This is a genomic window from Bradyrhizobium sp. 62B (assembly GCF_030272265.2).
Classification (GTDB): Bacteria; Pseudomonadota; Alphaproteobacteria; order Rhizobiales; family Xanthobacteraceae; genus Bradyrhizobium.
In genome coordinates this window covers 4,188,674-4,212,789 of the sequence record NZ_CP092841.2, presented here as the reverse complement: position 1 = coordinate 4,212,789, position 24,116 = coordinate 4,188,674, and the positions used below count along the sequence as shown (strand labels likewise).

The 24,116-nt window shown below is 64.9% G+C and carries 26 protein-coding genes and 1 pseudogene; 14 read left to right on the top strand and 13 right to left on the bottom strand.

Features of this window, described 5'->3' with window-relative positions; genetic code table 11:
* Positions 1 to 10: 10 nt before the first annotated feature.
* The 8 genes from ML401_RS19960 (at position 11) to ML401_RS19925 (ending at position 6,792) form a co-directional block, all read left to right on the top strand.
* Positions 11 to 931, top strand: coding sequence for a carbohydrate ABC transporter permease (locus ML401_RS19960; protein ID WP_285812708.1), 921 nt, complete (start codon positions 11 to 13; stop codon positions 929 to 931).
* Complete coding sequence (locus ML401_RS19955) at positions 928 to 1,737, top strand: carbohydrate ABC transporter permease (protein ID WP_285806650.1); 810 nt, start codon at positions 928 to 930, stop codon at positions 1,735 to 1,737. The genes ML401_RS19960 and ML401_RS19955 overlap by 4 nt, the downstream gene beginning before the upstream one ends.
* Positions 1,737 to 2,576, top strand: a complete 840-nt coding sequence (locus tag ML401_RS19950; RefSeq protein ID WP_285806649.1) for an endonuclease/exonuclease/phosphatase family protein — start codon at positions 1,737 to 1,739, stop codon at positions 2,574 to 2,576. The genes ML401_RS19955 and ML401_RS19950 overlap by 1 nt, the downstream gene beginning before the upstream one ends.
* Positions 2,577 to 2,579: 3 nt before the next feature.
* Positions 2,580 to 2,957, top strand: a complete 378-nt coding sequence (locus ML401_RS19945; RefSeq protein WP_285806648.1) for an NUDIX hydrolase — start codon at positions 2,580 to 2,582, stop codon at positions 2,955 to 2,957.
* A 779-nt stretch (positions 2,958 to 3,736) separates the two neighbouring features.
* Positions 3,737 to 4,639: an HNH endonuclease gene (locus tag ML401_RS19940; protein WP_285806647.1), complete on the top strand. Its 903-nt coding sequence runs from the start codon at positions 3,737 to 3,739 to the stop codon at positions 4,637 to 4,639.
* 131 nt (positions 4,640 to 4,770) lie between these two features.
* Complete coding sequence (locus ML401_RS19935) at positions 4,771 to 5,013, top strand: type II toxin-antitoxin system Phd/YefM family antitoxin (protein WP_211417447.1); 243 nt, start codon at positions 4,771 to 4,773, stop codon at positions 5,011 to 5,013.
* Between the two features lie 3 nt (positions 5,014 to 5,016).
* A complete protein-coding gene (locus ML401_RS19930; protein WP_285806645.1) occupies positions 5,017 to 5,454 on the top strand; it encodes a type II toxin-antitoxin system VapC family toxin in 438 nt (145 codons plus the stop codon).
* A 90-nt stretch (positions 5,455 to 5,544) separates the two neighbouring features.
* Positions 5,545 to 6,792, top strand: coding sequence for a serine hydrolase (locus ML401_RS19925; RefSeq protein ID WP_285806644.1), 1,248 nt, complete (start codon positions 5,545 to 5,547; stop codon positions 6,790 to 6,792).
* A 27-nt stretch (positions 6,793 to 6,819) separates the two neighbouring features.
* Here ML401_RS19925 and ML401_RS19920 read toward each other — a convergent pair whose 3' ends face one another.
* Complete coding sequence (locus tag ML401_RS19920) at positions 6,820 to 7,164, bottom strand: cupin domain-containing protein (RefSeq protein ID WP_212066016.1); 345 nt, start codon at positions 7,162 to 7,164, stop codon at positions 6,820 to 6,822.
* A 183-nt stretch (positions 7,165 to 7,347) separates the two neighbouring features.
* Here ML401_RS19920 and ML401_RS19915 point away from each other — a divergent pair, with 183 nt between their 5' ends.
* The gene (locus ML401_RS19915) at positions 7,348 to 8,010 is read left to right on the top strand and encodes an SRPBCC family protein (protein WP_194402542.1); all 663 of its coding nucleotides are present in this window, start codon (positions 7,348 to 7,350) and stop codon (positions 8,008 to 8,010) included.
* Complete coding sequence (locus ML401_RS19910; protein WP_212066017.1) at positions 8,010 to 8,372, top strand: helix-turn-helix transcriptional regulator; 363 nt, start codon at positions 8,010 to 8,012, stop codon at positions 8,370 to 8,372. Before ML401_RS19915 ends, ML401_RS19910 begins: the two co-directional genes overlap by 1 nt.
* 116 nt (positions 8,373 to 8,488) lie before the next feature.
* Here the strand turns inward: ML401_RS19910 and ML401_RS19905 are convergent, their stop codons facing one another.
* Positions 8,489 to 8,986, bottom strand: a complete 498-nt coding sequence (locus ML401_RS19905) for a peptide deformylase (RefSeq protein WP_285806643.1) — start codon at positions 8,984 to 8,986, stop codon at positions 8,489 to 8,491.
* Between the two features lie 76 nt (positions 8,987 to 9,062).
* On the opposite strand from ML401_RS19905, the gene ML401_RS19900 reads away from it, so the two are divergent.
* Both ML401_RS19900 and ML401_RS19895 read left to right on the top strand, forming a co-directional pair.
* Positions 9,063 to 9,647, top strand: coding sequence for a TetR/AcrR family transcriptional regulator (locus ML401_RS19900; protein WP_285806642.1), 585 nt, complete (start codon positions 9,063 to 9,065; stop codon positions 9,645 to 9,647).
* An 85-nt stretch (positions 9,648 to 9,732) separates the two neighbouring features.
* A complete protein-coding gene (locus tag ML401_RS19895; RefSeq protein WP_285806641.1) occupies positions 9,733 to 10,311 on the top strand; it encodes a DUF308 domain-containing protein in 579 nt (192 codons plus the stop codon).
* 17 nt (positions 10,312 to 10,328) lie between these two features.
* Here the strand turns inward: ML401_RS19895 and ML401_RS19890 are convergent, their stop codons facing one another.
* Positions 10,329 to 10,790 carry a cupin domain-containing protein gene (locus ML401_RS19890; protein WP_285806640.1) on the bottom strand — a complete coding sequence of 154 codons (462 nt, stop codon included), beginning with the start codon at positions 10,788 to 10,790 and terminating at the stop codon, positions 10,329 to 10,331.
* A 319-nt stretch (positions 10,791 to 11,109) separates the two neighbouring features.
* Here ML401_RS19890 and ML401_RS19885 point away from each other — a divergent pair, with 319 nt between their 5' ends.
* Together ML401_RS19885 and ML401_RS19880 are read left to right on the top strand one after the other, a co-directional pair.
* Positions 11,110 to 12,465 (top strand): hypothetical protein, encoded by a 1,356-nt coding sequence (locus ML401_RS19885; protein WP_285806639.1) that lies wholly within the window; start codon positions 11,110 to 11,112, stop codon positions 12,463 to 12,465.
* Between the two features lie 96 nt (positions 12,466 to 12,561).
* Positions 12,562 to 13,782 carry an MFS transporter gene (locus tag ML401_RS19880; RefSeq protein ID WP_212066022.1) on the top strand — a complete coding sequence of 407 codons (1,221 nt, stop codon included), beginning with the start codon at positions 12,562 to 12,564 and terminating at the stop codon, positions 13,780 to 13,782.
* Positions 13,783 to 13,804: 22 nt separating this feature from the next.
* Here ML401_RS19880 and ML401_RS19875 read toward each other — a convergent pair whose 3' ends face one another.
* The 10 genes and pseudogenes from ML401_RS19875 to ML401_RS19830 form a co-directional block, all read right to left on the bottom strand.
* The gene (locus tag ML401_RS19875) at positions 13,805 to 14,191 is read right to left on the bottom strand and encodes an ester cyclase (protein ID WP_211417435.1); all 387 of its coding nucleotides are present in this window, start codon (positions 14,189 to 14,191) and stop codon (positions 13,805 to 13,807) included.
* Positions 14,192 to 14,249: 58 nt separating this feature from the next.
* Positions 14,250 to 15,122 carry a helix-turn-helix domain-containing GNAT family N-acetyltransferase gene (locus ML401_RS19870; RefSeq protein WP_285806638.1) on the bottom strand — a complete coding sequence of 291 codons (873 nt, stop codon included), beginning with the start codon at positions 15,120 to 15,122 and terminating at the stop codon, positions 14,250 to 14,252.
* A gap of 56 nt (positions 15,123 to 15,178) precedes the next feature.
* Positions 15,179 to 16,360, bottom strand: a complete 1,182-nt coding sequence (locus tag ML401_RS19865; RefSeq protein ID WP_285806637.1) for a VWA domain-containing protein — start codon at positions 16,358 to 16,360, stop codon at positions 15,179 to 15,181.
* Complete coding sequence (locus ML401_RS19860) at positions 16,357 to 18,582, bottom strand: DUF5682 family protein (RefSeq protein ID WP_285806636.1); 2,226 nt, start codon at positions 18,580 to 18,582, stop codon at positions 16,357 to 16,359. The genes ML401_RS19865 and ML401_RS19860 overlap by 4 nt, the downstream gene beginning before the upstream one ends.
* Before the next feature lie 14 nt (positions 18,583 to 18,596).
* Positions 18,597 to 19,673, bottom strand: a complete 1,077-nt coding sequence (locus ML401_RS19855) for an AAA family ATPase (protein WP_212066026.1) — start codon at positions 19,671 to 19,673, stop codon at positions 18,597 to 18,599.
* Positions 19,670 to 21,100 carry a DUF5691 domain-containing protein gene (locus ML401_RS19850; RefSeq protein WP_285806635.1) on the bottom strand — a complete coding sequence of 477 codons (1,431 nt, stop codon included), beginning with the start codon at positions 21,098 to 21,100 and terminating at the stop codon, positions 19,670 to 19,672. The genes ML401_RS19855 and ML401_RS19850 overlap by 4 nt, the downstream gene beginning before the upstream one ends.
* Positions 21,093 to 22,481, bottom strand: a complete 1,389-nt coding sequence (locus ML401_RS19845) for an SWIM zinc finger family protein (protein WP_285806634.1) — start codon at positions 22,479 to 22,481, stop codon at positions 21,093 to 21,095. The genes ML401_RS19850 and ML401_RS19845 overlap by 8 nt, the downstream gene beginning before the upstream one ends.
* A gap of 55 nt (positions 22,482 to 22,536) precedes the next feature.
* Positions 22,537 to 22,952: pseudogene (locus ML401_RS19840) on the bottom strand (MmcQ/YjbR family DNA-binding protein).
* Between the two features lie 59 nt (positions 22,953 to 23,011).
* The gene (locus tag ML401_RS19835) at positions 23,012 to 23,248 is read right to left on the bottom strand and encodes a 4-oxalocrotonate tautomerase family protein (protein ID WP_194402526.1); all 237 of its coding nucleotides are present in this window, start codon (positions 23,246 to 23,248) and stop codon (positions 23,012 to 23,014) included.
* Between the two features lie 31 nt (positions 23,249 to 23,279).
* A complete protein-coding gene (locus ML401_RS19830; RefSeq protein ID WP_212066031.1) occupies positions 23,280 to 24,020 on the bottom strand; it encodes an SDR family oxidoreductase in 741 nt (246 codons plus the stop codon).
* Between the last annotated feature and the right edge of the window lie 96 nt (positions 24,021 to 24,116).

Below are 24,116 nucleotides of genomic sequence, written 5' to 3'. Positions count from 1 at the left end.
CGGCTCCAAGATGACCGATCTCGCCGCCTCATCGCCAATCCCCGAACGCCGCGCCCGGTCGCAGGCGTGGTGGAATGCCGTGAATGCGTGGCTGCTGCTGTTGCCGGCGGCGGTGCTGCTGGTTGCCTTCACGCACTGGCCGATCCTGGCGACGATCCGGCATTCGCTGTTCATCACCAAGCGGAACGGCAGCGAGGTCTTCGTCGGGACGGACAGCTACCGGGCCTTGGCGGCCGATCCGATCTTCTGGAAGGCGCTGGTCAACAATTTCTGGTTCGCACTCGGCACGATCCCGACGTCGATCGCGCTCGCCCTGATCATGGCGGTCTGGGTCAATCGCAACATGCGCGGCCGCGGCTTTCTCCGGCTGGCGTACTTCACACCGACGGTGCTGCCGATGATCGCCGTCGCCAACATCTGGCTGTTCTTCTACACGCCGGATTACGGCGCGCTCGATCAGCTGCGCGGGCTGTTCGGCCTCGGCGGCTGGAACTGGCTCGGCGATCCCTCGACGGTGATGGGCTGCCTGATCGTGATGGTGATCTGGAAGGAAGCCGGCTTCTTCATGATCTTCTATCTGGCAGCGCTGCAACAGCTCTCGCCGGACCTCGAAGAAGCCGCCTCCATCGAGGGCGCAAGCCGGTGGTACACGTTCCGCCGCATCACGTTCCCGCTGTTGATGCCGACCACGCTGTTCGTGGCCATCAATGCCGTCATCAACTCGTTCAAGCTGGTGGACCATCTGGTCATCATGACCAAGGGCGGTCCGAACAACGCCAGCACGCTGCTGCTCTATTACATCTATGAGGTCGCCTTCACGTTCCAGGATTCTTCCTACGCGGCAACGCTGACGGTCGTGCTTCTGATGCTGCTGAGCGGGATTGCTCTGCTCAAGTTCGGCTATCTCGATCGCAGGATCCACTACCAATGAGAGGCCGGACACACCCCGTAGAGGCCGTCGCGGCATGGCTTCTGGCTTTGATCTGGCTCGCCCCCTTGGCCTATGCCTTCTGGAGCGCGCTGCATCCGGCGGCCTACGCCACCTCGTTCAGCCTGTCCGCGCCCTGGACGCTGGAGAATTTCGCGCGGGCCTGGAAGCAGGCGCCGTTCGCCCGCTACTATCTGAACACGATCGTGCTTGTGACGTTCGTCCTGGTCGGCCAGCTGATCCTGTCGACGCTGGCTGCCTATGCCTTTGCGCGCTTCAAGTTCAAGGGAAGCGGCATTGCGTTCGCGCTCGTGCTGCTCCAGCTCATGATCATGCCCGACGTCCTCATCGTCGAGAACTACCGCGCGATCGCCAGGCTGGGATTGCTCGATACGATCCCTGCCATCGCGCTGCCTTATCTGGCGAGCGCCTTTGGTATCTTCCTGTTGCGGCAGACTTTCAAGAGCGTGCCTCAGGAGCTGGTCGAAGCCGCCCGGGTCGAGGGAGCAGGCCCGCTGGTGATCCTTTGGCGGGTCTATGTGCCGTTGGCACGCCCCACTTATGTCGCCTTCGGCCTCGTCTCCGTCAGCTATCACTGGAACAACTTCCTGTGGCCGCTGATCGTGACGAATTCGGTGGAAGCGCGGCCGCTCACGGTGGGTCTCGCCGTGTTCGGCGCGCCTGAAACTGGCGTGGACTGGTCGGTGATCACAGCCGCCACCGTCATGACGATGGCGCCGTTGCTGATTGCATTCCTGTTGTTCCAGCGCCAGTTCGTTCAGTCATTCATGCGTGCAGGTATCCGTTAATGCGGCTTCTCACCTGGAACATACAGTGCGGCAAGGGGTGCGACGGCGTCACCGATCTCTCCAGGATCGTTGCGGTGGCTAGGCGGACGCTCGATGCGGACGTGTTCTGCTTCCAGGAAGTGAGCGTGAATTTTTCGAGATTTGGCGATAGCGCGGATCAGAGCGCCCAGCTCGCAGCCTTGCTGCCCGGCTACTGCGCGATATTCCGGCCGGCGATCGAGACGATAGATCGCGCGGGCCGCCTTCACTGCTTCGGCAACATGACACTGTCGCGATTGCCGGTGTTGCAGATCGCCAATCACCTCCTGCCGTTTCCGGGCGCAGGTGGTGTGCGCAGCATGCGCCGTCACGCCCTGGAGGTGACGGTTCAGGCCTCGTTTGGCGCGGTTCGCATCGTCAACACGCATCTCGAGTTTCATTCGGCCGATCAGCGTCTTGCGCAGATCACGCGGCTGCTGGATCTGCAACAAGACGCGTCGGGGAGCCCCAGGCAGGCCAGCTCCCGGCACGATGAGCCATATGGGAGCCAGACCGTCGCAGCGTCGAGCCTGATGTGCGGCGATTTCAATTTCGACGTCGCCGATCCCCAGCACGCCCTGATCGACCGCGCCAGCAGGCCCGGCTTGAATTATCGGGATGCGTGGACCGCCAATCGTCCGGGTCGCCCGCGGGCGCCGACATGCGGGATCTTTGATCGCGCGCAATGGGCCGACGGGCCGGACTGTCGCGACTTCATCTTCGTCACGGAGGATCTGGTCAGTCGCGTGCGCAGCATCGAGGCCAACGCGGAAACAGATGCTTCGGACCACCAACCTCTCGGGATCGAGCTGGCGGACTAAAGCATGGCGAAATCATCAAAGCTTGTGGTCGCGAGGAAGGGCAGGGTGCTCCTGGTCAGGCGGCGGCGCGACAAGCGCTGGATGTTTCCGGGCGGCCGCAGGCGGGCCGGCGAGAGCGAGAGGAAGTGCCTCCATCGCGAGATCATGGAGGAGCTGCCCCAGCTCAGGCTTGGCGAGTTGAGGCTGTGGAAGGAAGTCAACGGCAAGAACCGCAGGTCCGGCCGGAGGATGAGCGATGCGATCTTCCTGGGCAAAAAGGCCTCGGGTCCCTTGAAGATCGGCGACAAGAAGGAGCTCGACCGAGCGGAATGGCGCAAGCCGCGCGGGCTGAAATTGACTCCAACCTCGCGCTACATTCGCGACAAGCTGTTTCCGAAATAGATCTCATAGGTCTCCCTTGGGTCAGAAACAGCCGTTGGTGGGCATCGCCTTGAAGGTGAGCTACGGGCCCAAAGCGTGACATCCTCTACCGTCTCTTCTGCTTTGATGCTGCCAATATATCGCATTGGTTTGCGAGCGCTGTGAGGCTGTTAGCATTTGTTCTAAGTACAGCGGTCTTTCTCTGAGAAAGGTCGCCTCGTGCTGCCTGACGGCGATAGTCGGCGGAGCTTCCGAAGTTCCTCTGACTGTTTCAAACTTGTCCCCGAAGCGATACGCCAGGAACGAACGAGAACACTCACCAGATCAGCTCCGTAGGGTATCCGCAACGGTGCGCGAATCAGAACCATCGCGCCCGGGTACGTTCCGAGGTCCACCTTGCGTCAAACTGTGACTTTGCGGGGAGGCAGCTCCTGGCGAAAAACGGACTGGTGCACGATGGATAGCCCTCCGTCGCGGTCTAGTCTGTTCTTGACGGAATTTGTAAATATCCCGCGCTGATGTGAGTATCGCAGTCGTGCCTAAGTAGGCGACCTGATCAGTCGATGGACTCCGACAGGTACCGGGGTCGCCAGCATCACGAGCGGCTCGAATTTTCCTGTGAATTCAAGACCGAAAAATTGCGGCGGATATACCTTCGGCATTTGCCGTCAGATTTGAAGATTTATGCTTGCGAATCAACGACGAAATGCCGTTCGAAATGATTGAGTGGGAGTAGGGGCTCCCAGTCAGCATCACTGCTTTAGGTCGTTACTTTCCGGAGAGGCGGCGCGGCATAGATCATGAGCTTTGGGGTATTCATCCATCGATCGGACTCGATCTATGATGACAGCCCGGCTGAACAGTACCAGTTTCCCGGCCAGTATCTTAGTCGCGTCGAACCCTGTATTGGCAACTGGATTATCTATTACGAGCCAAGCAAGGTCGCCGAGACGCGCGGCTATTTTGCGATCGCCCGGGTTCAGCAAGTTATCCCCGATCCCGGCACTCCAGGCATGTACCTCGCCCTGATCGAACCCGGAAGCTATCTCGATTTTGCCAATCCGGTCGCCTTCAAGGGAGCAGATGGTCCCGTTGAGCGCGGGGTACTGAATGAGCAGGGACGAATTTCGGGACGTGCTCAGTCGGCGGTCCGTCGAATCTCGGCAGACGATTTCAATCGGATCCTCGAACTCGGTTTTGCGGAGGGCGCACCGATGCTACCCCGTGTCGATGCCGATGTACGATCGTCTCAACTTGACGAAAGAGAGCAGGCGCCGTTCATATTTGAGCAGCAGCGTGATCGTGTCAGCCTGACGGTATCGAGAGTCTTACGCGACCGCGTTTTTCGTCGGGTCGTCCTTCGCGCCTACGACGAGCGCTGTGCCATTACCGGGTTGAAGCTCATTAATGGAATGGGCCGCGCAGAAGTAGCGGCGGCGCATATTCGGCCCGTGGAGGCGAACGGGCCAGACATCGTGAGCAATGGGATTGCTCTATCTGGTACCGCTCACTGGATGTTCGATCGTGGTTTGATCAGCCTCTCCGATAATTTGGAAATTTTGATCTCGCGCCAGACAAACGACCCGGAAGGAGTTCGATCGGTCATCAACAAGTCCGGCCGTGCGATCGAGCCAAGAAGGTCATCAGATCGCCCTCATCCGCATTTTTTACAATGGCACCGGCAGCATTGCTTCAAGCAGTAGCCGAGCCCATCATAAGAGGGCCGGTCGGCAGCATGGGCAGAGCGCGACATCCATTGTTCATCCTGCGTATCTATCTCCTTGAATTGTCGACCGTCTCCCTATATGACTACAATGGTCATAGTGGAGTGCCCATGCGCGAAATTCAGCTTCGTGATGCAAAGGCCAATCTCTCCGCGGTTGTTGATGAAGCCCTCGATGGCAAACCAGCGGTGATCACACGCCACGGCAAGAAGCAAGCCGTCGTCCTGAGCTACGAGGAATGGCGGCGGTTGTCGCAGGTGCCGAGCTTCGGTCGTCTGTTGATGGCCGCGCCCCTGAGAGCGGGCGATTTACCGGCGCGCAATCGGTCCAAGCTACGCAAGACCGATTTCTGAAACGTGTACCTGGCCGATACCAACGTTATATCTGCGGTGGCGCCGAACCGGCCGGTGCCGACGGCGCTCGTCGAATGGATGGATGCACAATCCGGTTCCCTGTATTTGTCGGCCGTGACGATTGCAGAGATCGAAGACGGAATAGCAAAGCTTCGGCGCGAGAAGGCTACGCGCAGAAGCAAAGACTTGGCCCTATGGCTGGATGCCGTCGTGCATCTCTATGGCGACCGAATCTTGGCGTTCGACACAGCGGTCGCGCGGCTCGCCGGGCAGCTATCGGATCGGGCTCGTGGGCAGGGACATACGCCGGGGTTTGCCGATATCATCATCGCTGCGACGGCATGGCGGCATTCCCTGACGATCCTCTCTCGCAATATGAGGCATTTCGAACCACTAGGGGTGCCGGCGCTCGATCCCTTCAGTAAGTTACCGCCCTCCTGATTGTTGCGCAGGTGCTCGGCGCTTCCATCGGATGTGCGGGCCGCGCGCTCGTGATAGGACGTCGGCATAGCTCTTCCGGAGTCCAGCTCGATGTCCGCCGCGCCCACCCGGCCTTCCTCCACCGCCACCGACCCCGAAACCCTCGGCTGGATGCGCGGCTTCCCGCCCGCGCCCGACCGCCTCATCACCTTCCAAGACGGCTCGTTCCGCAATTTCCCCGAACTCCGCTGGGCCTGGTCCAACATCCGCCAACTCGTGCCGACCGTAAACGTCTGGCGCGGGGCGGGGCCTGCATCACCTCTGCCGCGCGCGGAGCAGGGCATCGGCGCGGTCGCTTCCACAACGATGGACGGCCGTCCGATGACCTTCGCGCAGATGCTGGAGGAGACCTATGCCGACGGCATCGCGGTGCTGCATCGGGGCAGGCTGATCTATGAGCGCTATTTCGGCGCCTTGAAGCCGCACAAGCCGCATATCGCGATGTCCGTGACGAAGTCGTTCACCGGCGTGCTCGCCGGCATGCTGGTCGCGGAGGGCAGGATCGATCCGCAGGCGCCGGTGACGGACTATGTGCCGGAGCTGAAGGCCAGCGCGTTTGGCGATGCGCGGGTGCACGAGGTCATGGATATGACCACGGGGCTCGCCTACACCGAGGTCTATACCGACAAGAATTCGGACGTGTGGGCGCTCCGCCGCGCCAACGGCATGGCGCCGATCCCGCCGGGCTATGATGGGCCGACCAACATTTTCGATTTCCTCATCGCGCAGACAAAGCAGGGCGAGCACGGCAAGGCGTTTGCCTACAAGACCGTCAACACCGACGTGCTGGCCTGGATCTGCCGCCGAGTCAGCGGCCTGGCGCTGGCGGACCTGTTGTCCGAGCGGATCTGGCAGCCGATGGGTGCGGAGGAGGACGCGCATTATCACGTCGACCGCATCGGCACCGAGAGCGGCGGCGGCGGTCTTTCCACGACGCTGCGCGATCTTGCCCGGTTCGGCGAGACCATGCGCAACCACGGCCGCTTCAACGGCCGCCAGATCGTGCCGTCGCAAGTGGTCGAGGACATCGCGCGCGGCGGCGACCCCGAAAAATTCAAGCCGGCCGGCTACACCACGCTGCCCGGCGCCTCCTACCGCAATCAATGGTGGGTTACGCACAACGCGCACGGCGCCTACATGGCGCGAGGCGTCTACGGCCAGGGCATCTATGTCGATCCCAAGGCCGAGATGGTGATCGCGCGCTACGCCTCGCACCCCGTCGCAGGCAATGCCGCCAACGACCCCGTGACGCTGCCGGCTTACATGGCGCTGGCGAAGGCGCTGATGGCGGGCGGGTAGCGGCTCTGTCAGCGGCCACGCCAGCCGTCACGCCTCCTGCCAATGCGGATAGGTCACGTAAGCGGTGACGGCGCCTTGCTCGTGCGAGCGGATCGTGACCGTCTCGCCCTTCGGCATGTAGACGATCTCGCCGGGACCCGCCGTGACGGTGCTGCCGCTGCTCGTGAGCGAGAGCTTGCCTTCCAGGATCAGCATGACGTCGTCGACAGCGAGCACTTCGTCCAGGCTCTGGTTCGGCGCGTAGCGGCCGAAGCCGATGGTGATCGGGCCGCCATGGCGCTGGTCGATCACATTGCCGGCGAAGATGTCGCCGTCCTGTCCCGGCGAGCGTTCGAACGAAGCGTCGGTGATGGCGAATTTACGAACTTTCATGAATTCCTACCGCGTTATCCAGCCCCGGCGGGTGTGTGGGAATCGATAGACGTTTGACCCCGTGTTTGGTTCGCACGACCTCGCGAGACGGTTTGACGCAGCGAGGTGGGCTAAATATAAGTATTGACTTATATTAGTGTAGCTCGATATTCCACCTTCAATGAAACGATAGGGAGGCATGCCATGGAGATCGACGTCGCCAGAGTTCTGGGCCTTGTCACGCGCTCGGTGCGCAGCTTCGAGAAGGACGGCAAACCCGCGAGTGCCGTGACGCTGACGCGTCTCTACGACACCAGCGTCGACGATCTCTGGGACGCCGTGACCAGCAAAGAGCGCATTCCGCGCTGGTTCCTGCCGGTGGAGGGCGAGCTCCAGCTCGGCGGACGCTACCAGCTCAAGGGCAATGCGGGCGGCACCATCACGGGGTGCGCGCCGCCGACCCATTTTGCGGCGACGTGGGAATTCGGCGGCGCGATCAGCTGGATCGACGTCAGGCTGGCGGCGGAGCGACACCAGGCGCGTTTGACGCTCGAGCACACTGCGATCATCGAGGATCATTGGAATCAATTCGGCCCGGGTGCGGTGGGGATCGGCTGGGATCTCGCGCTCGCGGGGCTCGAGCGATATCTTGCGAGCGGGGCAACGGTCGACCATGCGACGGCCGAGGCGTGGATGGGCTCGCCGGAGGGCAAGGACTTCATGACGACCAGCGGCGAATTCTGGCGGGCCGCGCACGTCGCCAGCGGGGTCGCTCCCGACGAAGCAAAGCAGCGCTCGGACCGCACCATCGCGTTCTATCGCGGCGAGATGCCGCCCGACATCGCCCATCCCGGCACAGGAAGCTGATGCACATCTTCGAGGTCCTCGCCGAACCCGTGCGCCGCCGCATCCTCGAGCTGCTGGCGCGGGACGAAATGGCATCCGGCGAGGTCGTCGACATCATCGGGGCCGAGTTCGGCATCACCCAGGCGGCCGTCTCGCAGCACCTCAAGGTGCTGCGTGAGAGCGGCTTTGCCAACGTCCGGGCGGAGGCGCAAAGGCGCCTCTATTCGGTCGACGTCGCGGGACTTCGCGCGGTGGACGACTGGATCGGCCAGTTCCGGAATTTCTGGGAGCCCAAGCTGGACGCGCTGGCGACCGAGATCGCGCGCGGCAAACGCGAGCGCCGCAACGCGCCGGTCACCAAGCGGGGCGGGAAGAGGGCGTGAGTGCGATGCGCAGGGTGGATTAGCCGTCGGCTGCGCACAGCGCAGTCGTCGGCGTAATCCACCAGTCTCCCGTTACGACCTGCCAAGAATGGCGGATTACGCTTCGCTAATCCGCCCTACGATCGCATCAGCTTCTCGAACTTCTTCACCAGCCGCTCCCGTTTCAGCCGCGACAGCCGCTGGATCCAGAACATGCCGTCGAGCTGGTCGATCTCGTGCTGGTGGCACACGGCGCGCAAGCCCTCCGACTCCTCGCTTCGCATGGTGCCGTCGAGATCGTGGTAGCCGATCCGCACGCGCGCGTGGCGCTGCACCTCGTCGTTGACCCCGGGCATCGAGACGCTGCCTTCACGGTGCATGATCATCTCGGGCGAGGCCCATTCGATGACGGGATTGACGTAGGTGAGGGGACCTTCTCCGGCGTCGAGCTCGAGTACGACGACACGCAGGGGCACACCGATATGCGGCGCGGTGATGCCAATCAGGGGCGCAGCGCGCATGGTCTCCAAGAGGTCCTGCGCGAGCTCACGCAAGCCGTCGTCGAACGCGCTGACGGGGCGGGCCGGCATCGCGAGCCGGCGGTCGGGGTAGCGGATAATGGGGCGGATGGTCATGGGAGGCTCCTACCACTCACGCATCGGTGAAGCATCCCTCCTTGACGCCCTACCAACTGGAAGGTAGCTAAACTGCATGAGCCACGTCTCCACGACCGCTGACGACATCCTGGCCTGCGCACGCTCGCTGATCATCGCGGGCGGTTATAATGGCTTCAGTTATGCCGACATCGCCGATGTCGTCGGCATCCGCAAGCCGAGCATCCATCATCATTTCGCCAGCAAGGTCGATCTGGTCCGCACCCTGGTGTCGCGCTATCGCCAGGAGGCCCAGGCCGGATTGGCGGCAATCGAGCGCAACATCCCGGACCCGCGCGACCAGCTCGAAAACTATGTCGCCTATTGGGAGGCCTGCATCACGGATGCGACCGCGCCCTTCTGCGTCTGTGCGCTGCTTGCCAGCGAGCTTCCGATCCTCCCAGAGGAGGTCGCGCTGGAAGTCCGTGCGCATTTCCGTGTGCTGGCGTCGTGGCTGACATCGGTGCTGGAGCGGGGCAAGCGAAAGGGACGGCTGCATCTTGGCAGCTCGGCGAAGGTCGAGGCTGAAGGATTCATGGCGACCGTTCACGGCGCGATGCTGTCGGCGCGCGCCTATGGCGACTCCAGGACGTTCGGGACCATCACACGGCCGCTACTGGACCGGCTGTCCAGCACGCACTGACGGACAAGACGTGGCACGGGGCGCGCGGCTGCTCCGTGCCAACCTCTCCAGCGTAATCTACCAACTAGTAGGTAAGGAACAAGCAATGAAATATCGCCAGATGACCCCCGACATCGCCGACCATGCGCAATGGCTGAAGCAGTACTATTTCCTTCGCGCCGGCTTCTCCCTCGCCTGGGTCATAGCGGCCTTCACGATCGCGCCGCCGTCGGCGGTGATCGCTGCAGCGCTGCTGGTCGCGTATCCGGCATGGGACGCCGCGGCCAATTATCTCGACGCGCTCTGCAGCGGCGGCTTGAACCAGAATCGCACGCAGGCCCTGAACGTGTTGGTCAGCCTTGCGACCACCATCGCGGTCGTGCTGGCCTTGCGGGTGAGTATGAACTGGGTGCTCGGGATCTTCGGCGCCTGGGCAGTGCTGTCTGGACTACTCCAGCTCGGCACGGCCGTGCAGCGCTGGAAGCGCTTCGGCGCGCAATGGGCCATGGCGCTCAGCGGCGGCCAATCGGCCCTGGCAGGCGGCTTCTTCATCTTTCAGGCCGCGATGCCTGCGGCTCCGTCGATCGCGAACGTCGCAGGCTATGCCGCGGTCGGGGCGCTCTACTTCCTGGTCTCGGCCGTCTGGCTCACGGTCAGCACGTGGCGGCGTGACGCGGCCGCGTGAGGTGTGGCCGCGGACGTTCATGGGTCCGGATACGGCGTGCCGTCCTTGTGCAGGAACCGGCCGTCGGAGGCCGGGCTCATCATGTCGATGTCGGAGCAGGTGATGAGGTCGTCCTGCGAACGCGAGCCGACTTCGAGATAGACCGCAGTGGCGTCCGACCGGTTGATCATGTGATGGCCGTTGCCGCTGCCTTTCGGGAAAGCGGCGCAATCGCCCGCGCGCAGCAGGGTTTCGCCCCCATCCTCGATCAGCGTCACTTCACCTTCGAGGATGTAGACGAACTCGTCCTCGAGCGAATGCCAGTGCCGCTGGCTCGACCAGCCGCCCGGCGGCAGGCGCATCAGGTGGACGCCGAAATCCTCGAGACCGCCGGCATCGCCGAGCCGCTTGCGGATGCGTTCGGCGCAGGGCGCGTTGAAGGGGACCGGATAGCCGGAGCCCTTGCGGGCCGGCACGGCTGCGATGTCGATCTTTGGCATGAGCGTTCCGTTCGAGAGCCAGCGGTGGAAGACGCACGGACGCGGCGGTCTACGTCATACTCGGCGGACGTCCGGGCAGATGCGGTCCGATTGGCGGGATGATGACATCATGCCGGTGTCGTGCCCGACGTGTCAAACCGCGCCTTGGCCGCGCAAGTCGCGCTTCTTGTCCGAGGTCGATGCAGCCGGTGCGACCGAGCGCGTCCCCCTGAGCCAGTTCGTCGCAAGCATTCGACCTTGCTTGACATAACCTCTGGTTGTGTTGATCTGACACCGTCGATTTCTTTCATTTGTGAACGCAAATCATTTTGGGGGCAGCATGAGCGACACTAGGTCTGCTGGCACGGCCACGTCTGGAGGGTCCCGGCCCAAGGAGGAGAGCGGCACCTGGGAGACCAAGGAGAAGGTCGGGACAGGGATTTCGGAATTCTTGAAGCGGATTAAGAACTCTCCGGCTGCCTACGCCCTGGCGGCCTGCTGTGTGGTCGGACCGTTGTTGCTGGGTTACGGTGCCCCCAACATGGTTGCCGGCCGTCTGATGCCCGTGGATAAAAAGCCGATCGTCGATTTCGTGCTCCCGGATCTCAATGCCGACACGGACACGACAAACAAGAAGAACGACACCCTTAAGGAAAAGCAATCAGCGCTTGCCCGCAAGCAAGCCACCTTGCAGCGACTGAAGGCCACGCCGGGCAGCCCCCCAGATGCGATCGACAAGGCGAGCGATGACGTCGCGACAGCAGATATGCAAGAAAAGATTGCCGCTGACGAGGTCAAGAGGGCGGCGCAAGGCCAGGTCTCCGACCGGACAATTGCCCAGTCAAAACAGATCGCCGATGCTTTGACGGCTCGGTACAACTATGCCGCGGTCAGCGGAGTGCTCTACCTCGTGAGCGCGGCGACATTGCTGCTGGGTAGTATCATCATCGCGCGCCGCAGCCGCGCGCTGCTGGTCGCCGGTCTTGTCGGCTTTGGTGCTCTGGCATTGTTTGGCACCCTGTGGCCGACCGCTTACGCCAACGCGGGGCTGACGTTCCTCGACTTTCTGCTGAACAAGACCGACGCGAATGGTGAGGTCTTCAAGCCGCTGGTCAACGCGTATTACGAGAGTGCCAAGTCGTTCAAGATCAGTTCGGCCCTCAAATGCATCATCGACGTCAACACATTCGTTGGGCTTTGGGCGGTGGGCATTGCTCTGCTGGCGTTCGCGGTGTTGTCCAGCCCGGCGGACGAGCCCACATTGCCGAATCTCGAGGAGCGGAAGACCGATCTGCAGTGGATGATCGTGCTCAGCTCTGCGATCCTCGTGGTGGCGACCGTGGCGAGCAAGCTGGTGATGGACGGGCCGCTCGCATTGCTCGTCAAGCTGCAAGCTGAGGCTCTGAAGCCGCTGGCAGATGCGCTAACCGGCCATCTGGGCATAACCGGGACAATCGCCTTGCTCGCGGCGGCAGTTCCCGCGTTGGCCGGCTGGTATTGGGACGTGAAGCGCTATCGGGGTGATCCTGCGAACGCGCCGGTTGCCGGTTCCAAGGAGACGGATAAACTCCAGTTCGCAACGTCGGCAACAGTTAGCAGCATCCTCGCCATCCTGGCGCCGGCGTTGACGTCGCCGGTCTTTGCCAGCTTGAAGGCGCTGATCGATCTTGTTGCGAAGAACCAGGGGGCGGGGTGACAGTAAAAAATCTTTCTCCTGGGTGACGGCGCGTGTCGGTCGTGGTGGTTCCCGTTCGTCTTCCACGAAAGACAGATCTCACGGGAGACAAGAAAGATGACCCAATCCCCCTATCGCTGGGTGATCGTCGCCGCCGGCGGCTTGCTCGGCTGCGTCGCGATCGGCGGCATGTTTTCGCTGCCGGTGTTCCTGCAGCCGATCGCCAAGGACACCGGCTGGTCGGTGACAGGCATCTCCAGCGCGATGACGATCGGCTTTCTGGCGATGGCGTTCACCAGCATGGCCTGGGGCACGCTGTCGGACCGCTTCGGACCGCTGCCGGTGGTGCTGACGGGATCGACCGTGCTGACGCTCAGCCTGTTCGCCGCGAGCCATGCGACCTCGCTGCTGGCGTTCCAGTTCGTGTTCGGCCTTCTGACCGGCGCATCCTGTGCGGCGATCTTCGCGCCGATGATGGCGACCGTCACCGGCTGGTTCGAGACCCATCGCAGCCTCGCGGTGTCGCTGGTGTCGGCCGGCATGGGCATGGCGCCGATGACGATGGCGCCGTTCGCGGCCTGGCTCGTCTCCGGCCACGATTGGCGGACCTCGATGCAGATCGTGGCGCTGGTGGTCGGCGCCATCATGATCCCGGTCTCGTTCCTGGTGCGCCGTCCGCCGGCGCTCGCGCAGGCCGTGGCGGCACCGACAGGCGAGGGCGCCGGGCAAGCTGAGATGTCGACCAGCGAGGCGCTGCGCTCGCCGCAATTCCTGGTCCTGCTCGCGACCAATTTCTTCTGTTGTGCCACCCATTCCGGCCCGATCATCCACACCGTCAGCTATGCCGTGAGCTGCGGCATCCCGTTGATCGCGGCGGTGACGATCTACAGCATCGAGGGCTTTGCCGGCCTCGGCGGCCGCATCGCCTTCGGCCTGATGGGCGATCGGTTCGGCGCCAAGCGCGTGCTGGTGTCCGGCTTGTTGCTGCAGGCGTTCGGCGCGCTGGCCTACGTCTTCGCGCACCAGCTTGCGACCTTCTACGCGGTCGGCGCGGTGTTCGGCTTCATCTATGCCGGCACCATGCCGCTCTACGCGGTGATCATCCGCGAGAACTTTCCGCTTCGGATGATGGGCACGGTGATCGGCGGCACCGCGATGGCCGGCAGCCTCGGCATGGCCACCGGACCGCTCGCCGGCGGCCTGATCTACGACGCCTTCTCCAGCTATGCCTGGCTCTACATCGCCTCCTGGGCGATGGGCTTGGGTGCCTTCCTGATGGCAATGACATTCAGGCCATTCGCGAAGCCGCAAGGGCAGGCAGCGCCGGCCGCGGCGTGAGGACGACGATCGAGGCGCAGCATCAGAGCTGCGCCTCGATCGCGGCCTTGTCGATCACCGACCAGACCTGCCGGATCTTGCCGCTCTCGAATTCGTAGAACACATTCTCGCAGAAGGTCACGCGCTTGCCGTTCACGGCAAGCCCCATGAATGTCCCGACTGGGCTGCAATCGAACTTCAGTCGCGCGGCGATGGTGGGCGGATCGGATGCCAGCAGTTCGATGTCGAAATGCAGATCCGGGATCTCGCGAAAGTCCCGCTCCAGCATCGCGCGATAGCCGGACAGGCCGAGCGGCCGGGCGTTGTGGACGACATCGTCATGCACGAACCGGCCGAGGGCCGGCCAATCCTGCCGGTTCAGGCAGGCGATATAAGCGCGGTAGGTCTCGGCGAGGTCGTCTTTTGTCATATCGAAGCTCTCCTTGCGGCTTCGATCCTAACGCGAAGACATCGCGAACCGGTCCCGCTCAGAGGCGCTTTTCGAAGAACAGGTCGGGATAGGGATCGTCGTTGAACCGGGGGATCTCGCACCAGCCCGTCGTGCGGTAGAGCTGGCCGGCCTCGGGCAGGGCGCTGTTGGTATCGAGCCGCAGCAGCGTGATGCCGAGCTCGCGCGCGGCACTCTCGATCGCATCCATCAGCCGCCGGCCGAGCCGCAAGCCGCGCGCGGCGGGGGCGACCCACAGACGCTTGATCTCGGCGTAGCCGTGATCGGTTCCCTTCAAGCCGACGCAGCCGATCGGCAGCGTGTCAGACATCGCGACGATGAAGCTGCCGCGCGGGCGGCGCATGTCCTTGGCACCAGGATCTCTCGAAAGAGAAACGTCAAAACCCTGGCTGAAGCGGCGGCCGAGCTCGGCATAGTACTCGCCGAGGCAGTAGCGCGCTTCGTCGCTTTGCGGATCCATCTCGTCCAGCGCGATCCGCTCGCGCGTCAGGGCGGAGGCGATCAAATCCATCGCCGCCAGCAGCGCCTCGCGTTGCGAATGCTGCGCGAGGAAGCCCTCGGCCTGCGCGTTCGACAGCGCCTCGTAGGCCGCGAACTCGCGGCGGCCTGAACGCGTCAATGTCGCGACGCGCCGGCGCGCATCGTCCTGATGCGCTTCGGTCTCGATCAGCCCCTCGTCCTCCAGGCTGCGCAAGAGGCGGCTCATCAATCCGGAATCGAGGCCGAGATAGTCGCGGATTTCGGCGACGTCCGAGCGTCCATGTCCGATCGCATTGAGCACGCGTGCCGCGCCGAGCGGCCGGCCGCGGCCCAGAAAGGAGGTGTCGAGCGCGCCGACCGCGGAAGTCACGGCACGGTTGAAGCGGCGAACGCGGGAAACGGGGGCGAGCATGATATCTGACTTTAGTCAGGTATCGTGTCAACGTCAATTCCCCCGGCTGTTCGTCTCTAGGATTCCGGCCGGATCAGCTTGATATCCTGGTCGGCGGCCCAACCGGCGACGTCCTCGCGTTTCAGCGCGGTTGCCATCATATCCGGGAACTGGTCCGGCGTGCAGGCGAAGACGGGAATGCCGAGATTGGCGACCTTCGCCGACAGCACGGGATCGTAGGAGGGGTGACCCGTGTCGGTCAGCGCCAGCAGCACGATCACGTTGATCCCGCGCGTTGCCAGTCGCGCCAGCCGGTCGACCAGCTCGTTCGCGTTGCCGCCTTCATAAAGGTCGGTGATCAGGATCAGATGCGCTTTCGCCGGCCGTTCGATGCGCTCCTCGCAATAGGCGACGGCGCGGTTGATGTCGGTGCCGCCGCCGAGCTGGACGCCGAACAGCACCTCGACGGGATCGGCGAGTTCCTCGGTCAGGTCGACAATCGCGGTGTCGAAACAGACGAGCTTGGTCGCGACCACCGGAAGCGACGCCATCACCGCCGCGAAGATCGAGGCATAGACCACCGAGGTTGCCATCGACCCCGACTGGTCGACGCACAGGATCACCTCGTCGAGATCGACGATGCGACGCTGCTGGCGCAGGAAGCCGATGAGGCGTTCGGGCACCACGGTCCGGTGCTCGGCCTGGTAGTGGCGCAGATTGGCCTTGATGGTGCGCGGCCAATCGATGTCGGCAAAGCGCGGGCGATTGGTACGGAGCGATCGGTTCAAGGCGCCGCGGACCGCATCCGCGGTGCGCCGCTCGAGCCGCTCCATCAGCTCGGCCACCACCTTGGCGATCACGACACGGGCGGTGTCCTTGGTCTTCTCCGGCATCACGCCCCGCAGCGCGACCAGATCGGCGATCAGGCTCACATCCGCTTCGACGGTAGCAAGGAATTCAGGCTCGAGCAGCATCTGGCGCAGACCCTTGCGCTCGAAGGCATCTTTCTGGATCACCTGCACCACAGGGGCAGGGAAGAACTCCCTGATGTCGCCGAGCCATTTCGCGACGCGCGGTGCCGAGCCTCCGAGGCCGCCGCGCCCCTTTTTCGGCGCCTCGTCGCCGTCGCCGTAGAGCGCCGTCAGCGCTTCCGACATGCGGCGATCACTTGCGGACAGAGCAGGGCCGTTCTCGGCGCCCTCGGTGTCGACGCCGAGGGCCAGTGTCCAGCGGCGGCTGCGCTCATCGGCCTCGCTCATCGGGCAGCTCTCTGTGTGAGGAGTTCGAGCACGCGCGCCTGATGTGCGGGCCAGATCTCGTTTGCGCCGGCGAGGAGCCGATATCTCCTGGCGGCATCGGCGCGGCGCGCGAACAGCGCGTCCATCAATCGCCTGCGCTCGCTACGGTCCAGCGCCGAGAACACGCGGCGGAACAGTGGCAGGCTCGCAGTGAAGGCCTCCTCGTCCAGCGTCATCAACCATGCATCGACCGCGCCACGAAGCGTCGCGTCGTGGATCAGCCGCTGGCCGGCGCCTTCGAAAAAACCCTCGAAGAAGCCGGCGGCTTCCGCGACCGGCGTGCCGGGCGAGAGCATCCGCGTCAGCAGGTCCGCCGCGTGATCGGCGGTCAAAAGCTCGGCCTCGTAGAGCAGCCGCGCCGCCGTGCCGGCGATCAGCCGGGTGGCCTGGTTGTCGTTGAGCAGCGCGGCCAGCGCATCGCGCCAGCCGGCCACCACGCTTGTCTCGATCTGGGCGAGCTGGATCGCGGCGTCGGCGGCGAGCAGCGCGCCGCGCAGCCTGGCCGCCGCAGCCGCGTCCAGATTGCGCGCAGCATAGGGCAGAGCGAGCGCGGCCTGCACCACGATGCGCGGCATCAGCGCCGCCAGATGTTCGACCGTTCCGGCACGCGCCTCGCCGTAGCGCAGGATGTCGGCCATCGGCGGCAGCGCGTCCAGCAGCGATTGTCCGTCGCTCGTGAGCGCCGCCTTGCTCTCCAGTGCGGCGATGCCGAATTCAGTGGCGCGCGGCAGGTCGGCGATCATGGCGTTGCGCACCAGCTTTGCCAGCGGGCCAAGCTCGGCTTCCTTGCCCATCGCTTCGCTCAGTCGTCCGCCGGCGGCTTCCGCGATGGTCGAGCCGTAGAGCAGATTTTCCACGAGTGTGACCGCGAATTCGGGCTCCCAGCGCAACTGCCAGTTCTCGCGGAATGTACCGCGGCTGCGGCCTGCGTCCGTCAACCGTCCCCAGGGCACATCGAGCGCGTTCAGCCGGTGCAGCAGCGTCGAGCGCATCAAGCCGCTGTCGCTGCGCAGATCGAGCGTCAGCGGCCGCTCCAGCGCCTCCGGCTTCAGTCGCGTCGCCTTCTGCTGGCGCTGAAGATCTTCGAGCAGGGGCGCGAGCGGGGTTGCCGCCGGGATCGCGCCGACGCCGGCGCCGATCAGGAGCTCGGCGGAAATGTCGTCCCACACGGCGCGCTCGCCATTGCAGAGGCAGGCGATCGCCGCCTCGCGCAGCTCCGCGAAACCCGGTCCAGGGCGGCCGCGCAGCGCGGCGAGTGCAGTGCCCAGACGCTGTGCCTCGATGACCGAGGCGGTCGAGACGAAGTGGCCGCGATCGCGCAGCACGCGCGTCACCTTGGTGAGCCACTCGGCGGCGCGATCGCGCTCGCGGGTGTCCCAGACGTGAGCGCACCACCCCGGTGCCACCACGCCCGCGCCATATCCGCTCTCGCGCGCCAGGCGCGGCGCGGTCCAGGGCGCCCAGGTCGCCTTGATCTTCGTCTTCGGCCGGCCCTTCAGCAATTCGCGATCTGCAGCGAGGCTGCGGCGCTCGGCGAGCGCCGGCACGTGCCAGGCGCCGCAGACGACTGCGATGGCGCCGTCATGGTCCTTTGCGGCCTTCGCGATCTCGATGCGCATATGCGCCTCGCGCGCGGCCTCGCGGGCCGGCAGCGATTTCTCGTCCGCGCGCAGCGCCGTCATCGCGTCGGCGACGGCCGCGAAGATCGGTCCTGTCGCGGGATTTTCCTCGATGACGTCGGACCACCAGGACTCGCCGTCGTCATAGCCGGCGGCGCTCGCGAGCGCGCCGATCGGATCGCGGCTGACCGGGTCGGCCTCGGCCCTTGCCGCGATCTCCTCCGCGATGTCGCCGGCGGTCGCACCCAGCCGATCCGATGCCGGCAGATCGATGAACCGCAGGACCGCGCCGTGACGCACCGCCCAACAAGCGGCCTGATATTCCGGCGAATAGTCGGCAAAGGGAAAGAAGCTGGCGTTCGCCGGATTGTCCTCGGCGTAGGTGAGCAGGGCCACCGGCGTCGCCATGTCGGGGTCGGCGAGCATCGGCAGCAACTCGGAGGCATCCGCCGGGCCCTCGATTAGCACCGCCACCGGCCTCAGAGCATCGAGTGCTTCCACCAGCCGCCGTGCCGAGCCGGGGCCGTGATGCCGGATGCCGAAGAGCGAGACTTCGCCTGCCATCGCGCGCCGTGCTGTCAGATCAGATCGGTCAGCGAAGCGTAGTAGCCCTCGAACCCGCGCCGCTTCTTCAGCACGGTCTCGAGATATTCGCCGAGCACGGCGGTGTCCTGCACCGGATCCTTCACGACCGCGCCGATCATGTTGCTCGCGAGCGTTTCCGGCGTCAGCTTGCCGTCGTTGAAGAAAGTCGCCTGGCTGATCCCGCCGATCATCACCGCGATCGCCTCTGCCGTCGACAGTCCGCCCGAGGGCGATTTCAGCGCGACCTTGCCGTCCTCCGTCGAGCCCGAGCGCAGCTCGCGGAAGATCGAGACGACCCGTGCCACCTCGTCGGCGACGTTCTTCGGCGCCGGCAGATCGAGGTTCTGCGCCATCTCGCCGACGCGCTTGACGATGATCGCGACTTCCTCCTCGGCGCTGTCGGGCAGGGGCAGCACGACGACGTTGAAGCGGCGCTTGAGCGCGGAGGACAATTCGTTGACGCCCTTGTCGCGGTTGTTGGCGGTCGCGATGATGTTGAAGCCGCGCTGGGCATAGATGGCGGTGTTGAGCTCGGGGATCGGCATCATCTTTTCGGACAGCACGGTGATCAGCGTGTCCTGCACGTCGCTGCCCATTCGCGTCAGCTCCTCGAAACGACAGAGCTTGCCGCTCTCCATCGCACGCATCAGCGGGGTCGGCACCAGCGCCTCGCGGCTCGGCCCGTGCGCGAGCAATTGGGCATAGTTCCAGCCGTAACGGATCTGGTTCTCGTCGGTGCCCGCCGTGCATTGGATCACCAGCGTCGAATTGCCGGTGATGCCGGCGGCGAGATGCTCGGACACCCAGGACTTGGCCGTGCCGGGCACGCCCAGCAGCAACAGCGCGCGATCGGTCGCGAGCGTCGCAACGGCGGTCTCGATCAGCCGCTTGTCGCCGACATATTTCGGCGTGATCACGGTCCCGTCGGCCGCCTTGCCGCCCATGAGATAGGTCACGACCTGCCGCGGCGAGAGCGTCCAGCCTGGCGGCCGATGTCCGTCGCCCGCGGCCAGCGCCTTCAGCTCCGCGGCGTAGCTGTCCTCGGCGGGCAAGCGCAGTTTCTCGCTCATGGATTCGCTCCGTTGTCGTCCAACGCGGCGTTGAGCCGCAGCATGTCGAGACGCGGGTCGCCTTGCAGCAGGCCTGCGCCGGTCAGTCGTTGCAATGATCGTTGCGCGCCATCGCGCGAGGCGATCAGGCCCAGAGCGTGGAGCTCTGCGAATTGGTCGGAGGGCTTCGCATCGTCGCGCTGAAGCGCGGCAAGCAGCGTCTTGCCCGCTGGTGCGGAGAGCGGATCATCCAGGCGTGCCGCCGGACCTGCGACCTGTTGCGCCAGTTCAAAGCTGATGCCGTGACTGTGCAGCGCAGTTTCGGCATGCCTTGCGCGCTCGGCGGGGGAGAGCCGTGGCGCCAGCGCAGCAATGAGGCCGGTCGCGTCGCCTTGGCTGATGGCGTCCGCTGCCTGCGTGACATGCGCATCGGTCCCGGTCGAGACGATCACATTGATCAGGGCCATATCGGCGGCGTGGTCCACGTTCCAATCCCAAGCGGCGATCAACTCCTGCGGCGCAAGACCGAGTGCGCCGGAAAAGGCGGCGAGATCGGCGCCCTCGAACAGTGCCTTGCGGCGTTGCCATTGCGCCGGCGTCTTGGGCGGTTCGGCCTGGACCACGCGCGAGCGGCGCAGCAGCCCCTTGGTCTTCACCGAGAAAAAGCCCGCAAGCTCGGCGATGTCCTCGCCGCTCGCAGGGCCGTGGCCGAGCCGCCCGAGCAGTGAGGTGGCAAGCGCCTTGACCTTGGGCGCACGATCGTTCGCTGCGATGCCTTCGAGGAAGGTGACGTCATCATCGGACAGCCGCTCCGACAGCAGCGACAGCAGGCGCAAACGCGTGTCCGCAGTCTCGCCGGCGAGCCTTGCCTCGAGCACCCCGCGTGCCGCGGACGGGTCGTCGCGCCTGAGCTCGGCCAGTGCCGCCTTGCGCGCGGCCGGCCAGAAGTCTTCCCAATTGTCGGCGGTGAGACGGTCGTTCGTCTGCCGCCGCGCGGCGCCGTCGGCCGCTGCGATCGCGGCCCAGTCGCGCCAAGTTGCGTAGGCGTCCGGCGCATCGTCGTCGTCGGCCGCGGGCATCCAGTCGGCCGGATGCATGGTCCAGCCGCGCGCTGCGAGAAAGTGGACGAGTTCGGTCCCGGACTGCGCCTGTTTCTTCGCCGCGAGGATTCGGCGCGCCAGCGGGCGCAGGGGCTCCGGCAGGGTGGGCAAGGTCAACGCGGGAACATCAGGCAGGACGCGCAGTGTCGCGGCCGGCTCCATCGTCACCGCGGCGCCGAGAAACTGGCCTGACAGAGCGAGCAGTCGCAACTCGGCCTCAGTGGGATCGTCGCCGAGCTCGGCGCGCCAGAAGGACGCCGCGGGCGCGGCCGCCGATCCCATCGTCCAGCGCGTCAGCACCGCGCCCATGGCATCAAGCATCGTCTCGGCTTCGATGACTTCAGTCATGACCGCCGATCCGTCCCCAAGGGGTCTGCGCGGCGAGGATCGCGAGCCGGTTGCCCGACCAGATCGCAGCGGTACGCGTGAGGTCAGTGCCGCAAAGCAGGCTACTCACCTCCGAGGCGATCGGCAGTGTCGCCATGCCATCGGTCGATCGCCACCAATTGTGTCCGGCATCGTCGCGCGCGATCCGGCCCTGCGGCAGCAGCAACGGAATCTCGATCGCCCATGGCTCGGCCAGCAGCGGGCGCGTCAACGCGTCGGATATTGTTGCATCCGCCATGGGCCATTCCGAGGGCGGCAGCTCACCCCCGGCATCGCGCCGGACGAGCAGAGCACGAAGCGGCTGTTGCGACGGATAGAACACGAGCTCGCCGTGAAAACGCTCGCCGGGCGTGAACACCGAACCGCGCCGTCCGGCGCTCGCCGGGAAAAAGTCGAGCAGCATTGCGAAGCGCGGACCTGCGGCAGACAGATTGAGCAGCCAGGTCGTCTGCGACACAAGACCGTCGCGGCGCGTCTGCACCTGCTCGGCCAACACCTCCCAGTGCGCATCGACCCGCGGCGCTCGCGGGTCGGCCAGCACCGTCTCGCGCGTTTCGGACGCAGCGACGGCGCGCCTCGTCTCGGCATCGCGCGGCGCGGCACGGAAGGCGCGCGCGAGCAGGACCAGCTTGCCGAGCTCGACGACGGCGCCGCGCGGCCGATCGCCTGCGGGCAATGCGAGGAGGCGGGACGGCAGCTCGTCGATCCGGCCGGCGAGCACCGCGGCCTTGCCGTCGACCAGCCGCGCCGCGATCCGCCGGCAGCGTGCTGTGGCATCGTCGATGAAGCCTGCCAATCCCATGCGGAGCTGATCGCCGATCCATTGCTCGAGCGCATCCAGCGCATCGAGGATGGCGCGTTCGGTCTCCTCGGTGCGTTTGGCCGCCTGGGCCTCGCGTCGGGCGACATCCTTCGGGTCCTCGGCGACGTCAGGTTCGCCGGCGCGCGCGGCACGCAGATCCTTCTCGCCGCCTTGTGGCGCATTGTTTGCCGGTTTTGCCGCGGGCGTGCCGCGTCGGCGTCCCAGCCAATCGCTGACCCAGGCCGGCGTGTCGGCGGGCGGGAACGGCACGACCTGTTCCGCATTCAGCCACAACAGGCCGAGCACGTGCTTGCAGGGAAATTTGCGCGACGGGCAGGTGCATTTGTTGCCGAGGTCGCGCAGGTCGGCCATGACGCGATAGGGATTGGCGCCGGAGCCCGCGCACTCACCCCAGATCAGCGCGCCGTCGCCACTTGCGCCGACGCCGGACCACTTGCCAGGCTTGGCAAGGCCGGCGGCGGCCTTGAGCGAGGATTGATCGGTAGCGAGTTGCTCGACCGCTTTCAGATCAATCGCCACGTCGCAGTCCCAAATCGAATCCAGGAGTGGCAGTATATCGAGGACGGATGAAAGCTCAATGTCGCCGCGAGCGATCCATGTGCTGCACGCGGTGATCGTCATGCCGATGGGCGTCCGGCGAGTCGAGCCCGAGTTCCTTGCGGATATTCCGCGTCAGCTTCGCCGCGATCAATGCATGGGCCTGCACCAGATAAGTTGAGAGCTCGGCGTCGGGCAGGGCGTTGTTGCTGACGAGCTGCACCCATTGGCGCGTGCCAGATAGGGCGCCGGCCGCGCCAGGCCGTGCTCGATCAGCATGGCATAGGCCATGTTCGAGGTCTTGAACATGTAGCCGCCGGAGCGTGCCGCAAAGCCGCCGCCGAGCGCGAACATCTTGCCGCCGACCTTGAACACGGAGGTGCCCTCCCACTGCACCACCTTGGTGACGGCGGGCAGGCGCAGGCAACGGGTCTCGAAGGTCCTGGGTGTCATTGCAGGAGCGATAGCACGCCGCGCGCGGCTTGCAACGTGCGTGCTATCGATAGAGGACCTCAGCCTGAAGGCGGCGTGACGCCGGCGTCGCTGGCCCGCCAGGCCTCGGGAACGACGAACACTTCGTCGGCGCGGCCGTAGCCGCCGTCGGGGACTTCCTCGATCAGCACCATCGTATGCGGTCGTGCCGCTTCGCCGAAATATTCGACGAACAGCGCGGTGAGCCGATGCACGATCTCCGTCTTCTGGGCCCGCGACAGCGCGGCTTGAGGAATCTTGATGTTGGCGAAAGGCATGATGATCTCTCCGGTTTGAATTCGTGTCGCGTCAGATCACGCCGCCATTGGCGCGGATGACCTGGCCGTTGACCCAGGCGCTGTCGTTTCCGGCAAGGAAGGCGACGAGCCCTGCGATGTCGTCGGGCTGGCCGAGGCGGCCGAACGGGTTCATGGCGGCGATCGCGCGCACCTGCTGCTCGCTCTTGCCCTCGAGGAAGAGCCGGGTCTCGACCGGTCCGGGCGCGACGGCATTGACGGTGATGCGCCGGCCGCCGAGCTCCTTGGCGAGGACATGCGTCATGGCTTCGACCGCGGCCTTGGTCGCGGCGTAGACGCCATAACCGGGCTGATAGAGGCCGACGACGCTGGAGGAGAAGCTGACTATGCGGCCGCCGTCGCGCAACCGCCGCGCCGCTTCGCGCATCGAGCGGAAAACGCTGTCGAGGTTGACCGACATTTGCCGCGTGAATGCTTCGTCGGTCATTTCAGCGAGCGGCCCGAGCTCCATCACACCGGCATTGTTGACGAGGACATCGACGCCGCCGAAGGCGCGCTCGGCGGCATCGAACAGCCGGGCCGGCGTTGCCGGATCGGCAAGATCGGCCTGCACGGCGATGGCGCGTCCGCCCGCGGACTCGATCTCGGCCACGAGCGCATCGGCGGCGCTGCGGCCGCTGGCGTAGTTGATCGCAACCGCAATTCCGTCCCGTACCAGCCGGCGGACGATCGCCGCGCCGATGCCGCGGGAGCCGCCCGTGACGACGGCCGCACGCTGAAGTTGATGGGTCATGGCAGGTCTCCTCGATGTCTTTCGACCCGAGACATAGCTGATCGCTTTAGCCGGATAATCAGCCGCGACTTGCCATCACTTGTCGGATATGGTGAA

Bases quoted from the DNA above. Each gene is read 5' to 3' on its own strand.
- ML401_RS19910 (WP_212066017.1), top strand. From the start codon at position 8,010: ATGCACATCTTCGAGGTCCTCGCCGAACCCGTGCGCCGCCGCATCCTC.
- ML401_RS19830 (WP_212066031.1), bottom strand. From the start codon at position 24,020: ATGACCCATCAACTTCAGCGTGCGGCCGTCGTCACGGGCGGCTCCCGC.
- ML401_RS19960 (WP_285812708.1), top strand. From the start codon at position 11: ATGACCGATCTCGCCGCCTCATCGCCAATCCCCGAACGCCGCGCCCGG.
- ML401_RS19880 (WP_212066022.1), top strand. From the start codon at position 12,562: ATGACCCAATCCCCCTATCGCTGGGTGATCGTCGCCGCCGGCGGCTTG.
- ML401_RS19935 (WP_211417447.1), top strand. From the start codon at position 4,771: ATGCGCGAAATTCAGCTTCGTGATGCAAAGGCCAATCTCTCCGCGGTT.
- ML401_RS19915 (WP_194402542.1), top strand. From the start codon at position 7,348: ATGGAGATCGACGTCGCCAGAGTTCTGGGCCTTGTCACGCGCTCGGTG.
- ML401_RS19885 (WP_285806639.1), top strand. From the start codon at position 11,110: ATGAGCGACACTAGGTCTGCTGGCACGGCCACGTCTGGAGGGTCCCGG.
- ML401_RS19890 (WP_285806640.1), bottom strand. From the start codon at position 10,790: ATGCCAAAGATCGACATCGCAGCCGTGCCGGCCCGCAAGGGCTCCGGC.
- ML401_RS19865 (WP_285806637.1), bottom strand. From the start codon at position 16,360: ATGAGCGAGGCCGATGAGCGCAGCCGCCGCTGGACACTGGCCCTCGGC.
- ML401_RS19950 (WP_285806649.1), top strand. From the start codon at position 1,737: ATGCGGCTTCTCACCTGGAACATACAGTGCGGCAAGGGGTGCGACGGC.
- ML401_RS19925 (WP_285806644.1), top strand. From the start codon at position 5,545: ATGTCCGCCGCGCCCACCCGGCCTTCCTCCACCGCCACCGACCCCGAA.
- ML401_RS19870 (WP_285806638.1), bottom strand. From the start codon at position 15,122: ATGCTCGCCCCCGTTTCCCGCGTTCGCCGCTTCAACCGTGCCGTGACT.
- ML401_RS19860 (WP_285806636.1), bottom strand. From the start codon at position 18,582: ATGGCAGGCGAAGTCTCGCTCTTCGGCATCCGGCATCACGGCCCCGGC.
- ML401_RS19945 (WP_285806648.1), top strand. From the start codon at position 2,580: ATGGCGAAATCATCAAAGCTTGTGGTCGCGAGGAAGGGCAGGGTGCTC.
- ML401_RS19875 (WP_211417435.1), bottom strand. From the start codon at position 14,191: ATGACAAAAGACGACCTCGCCGAGACCTACCGCGCTTATATCGCCTGC.
- ML401_RS19850 (WP_285806635.1), bottom strand. From the start codon at position 21,100: ATGACTGAAGTCATCGAAGCCGAGACGATGCTTGATGCCATGGGCGCG.
- ML401_RS19955 (WP_285806650.1), top strand. From the start codon at position 928: ATGAGAGGCCGGACACACCCCGTAGAGGCCGTCGCGGCATGGCTTCTG.
- ML401_RS19895 (WP_285806641.1), top strand. From the start codon at position 9,733: ATGAAATATCGCCAGATGACCCCCGACATCGCCGACCATGCGCAATGG.
- ML401_RS19920 (WP_212066016.1), bottom strand. From the start codon at position 7,164: ATGAAAGTTCGTAAATTCGCCATCACCGACGCTTCGTTCGAACGCTCG.
- ML401_RS19900 (WP_285806642.1), top strand. From the start codon at position 9,063: ATGAGCCACGTCTCCACGACCGCTGACGACATCCTGGCCTGCGCACGC.
- ML401_RS19855 (WP_212066026.1), bottom strand. From the start codon at position 19,673: ATGAGCGAGAAACTGCGCTTGCCCGCCGAGGACAGCTACGCCGCGGAG.
- ML401_RS19905 (WP_285806643.1), bottom strand. From the start codon at position 8,986: ATGACCATCCGCCCCATTATCCGCTACCCCGACCGCCGGCTCGCGATG.
- ML401_RS19835 (WP_194402526.1), bottom strand. From the start codon at position 23,248: ATGCCTTTCGCCAACATCAAGATTCCTCAAGCCGCGCTGTCGCGGGCC.
- ML401_RS19940 (WP_285806647.1), top strand. From the start codon at position 3,737: ATGAGCTTTGGGGTATTCATCCATCGATCGGACTCGATCTATGATGAC.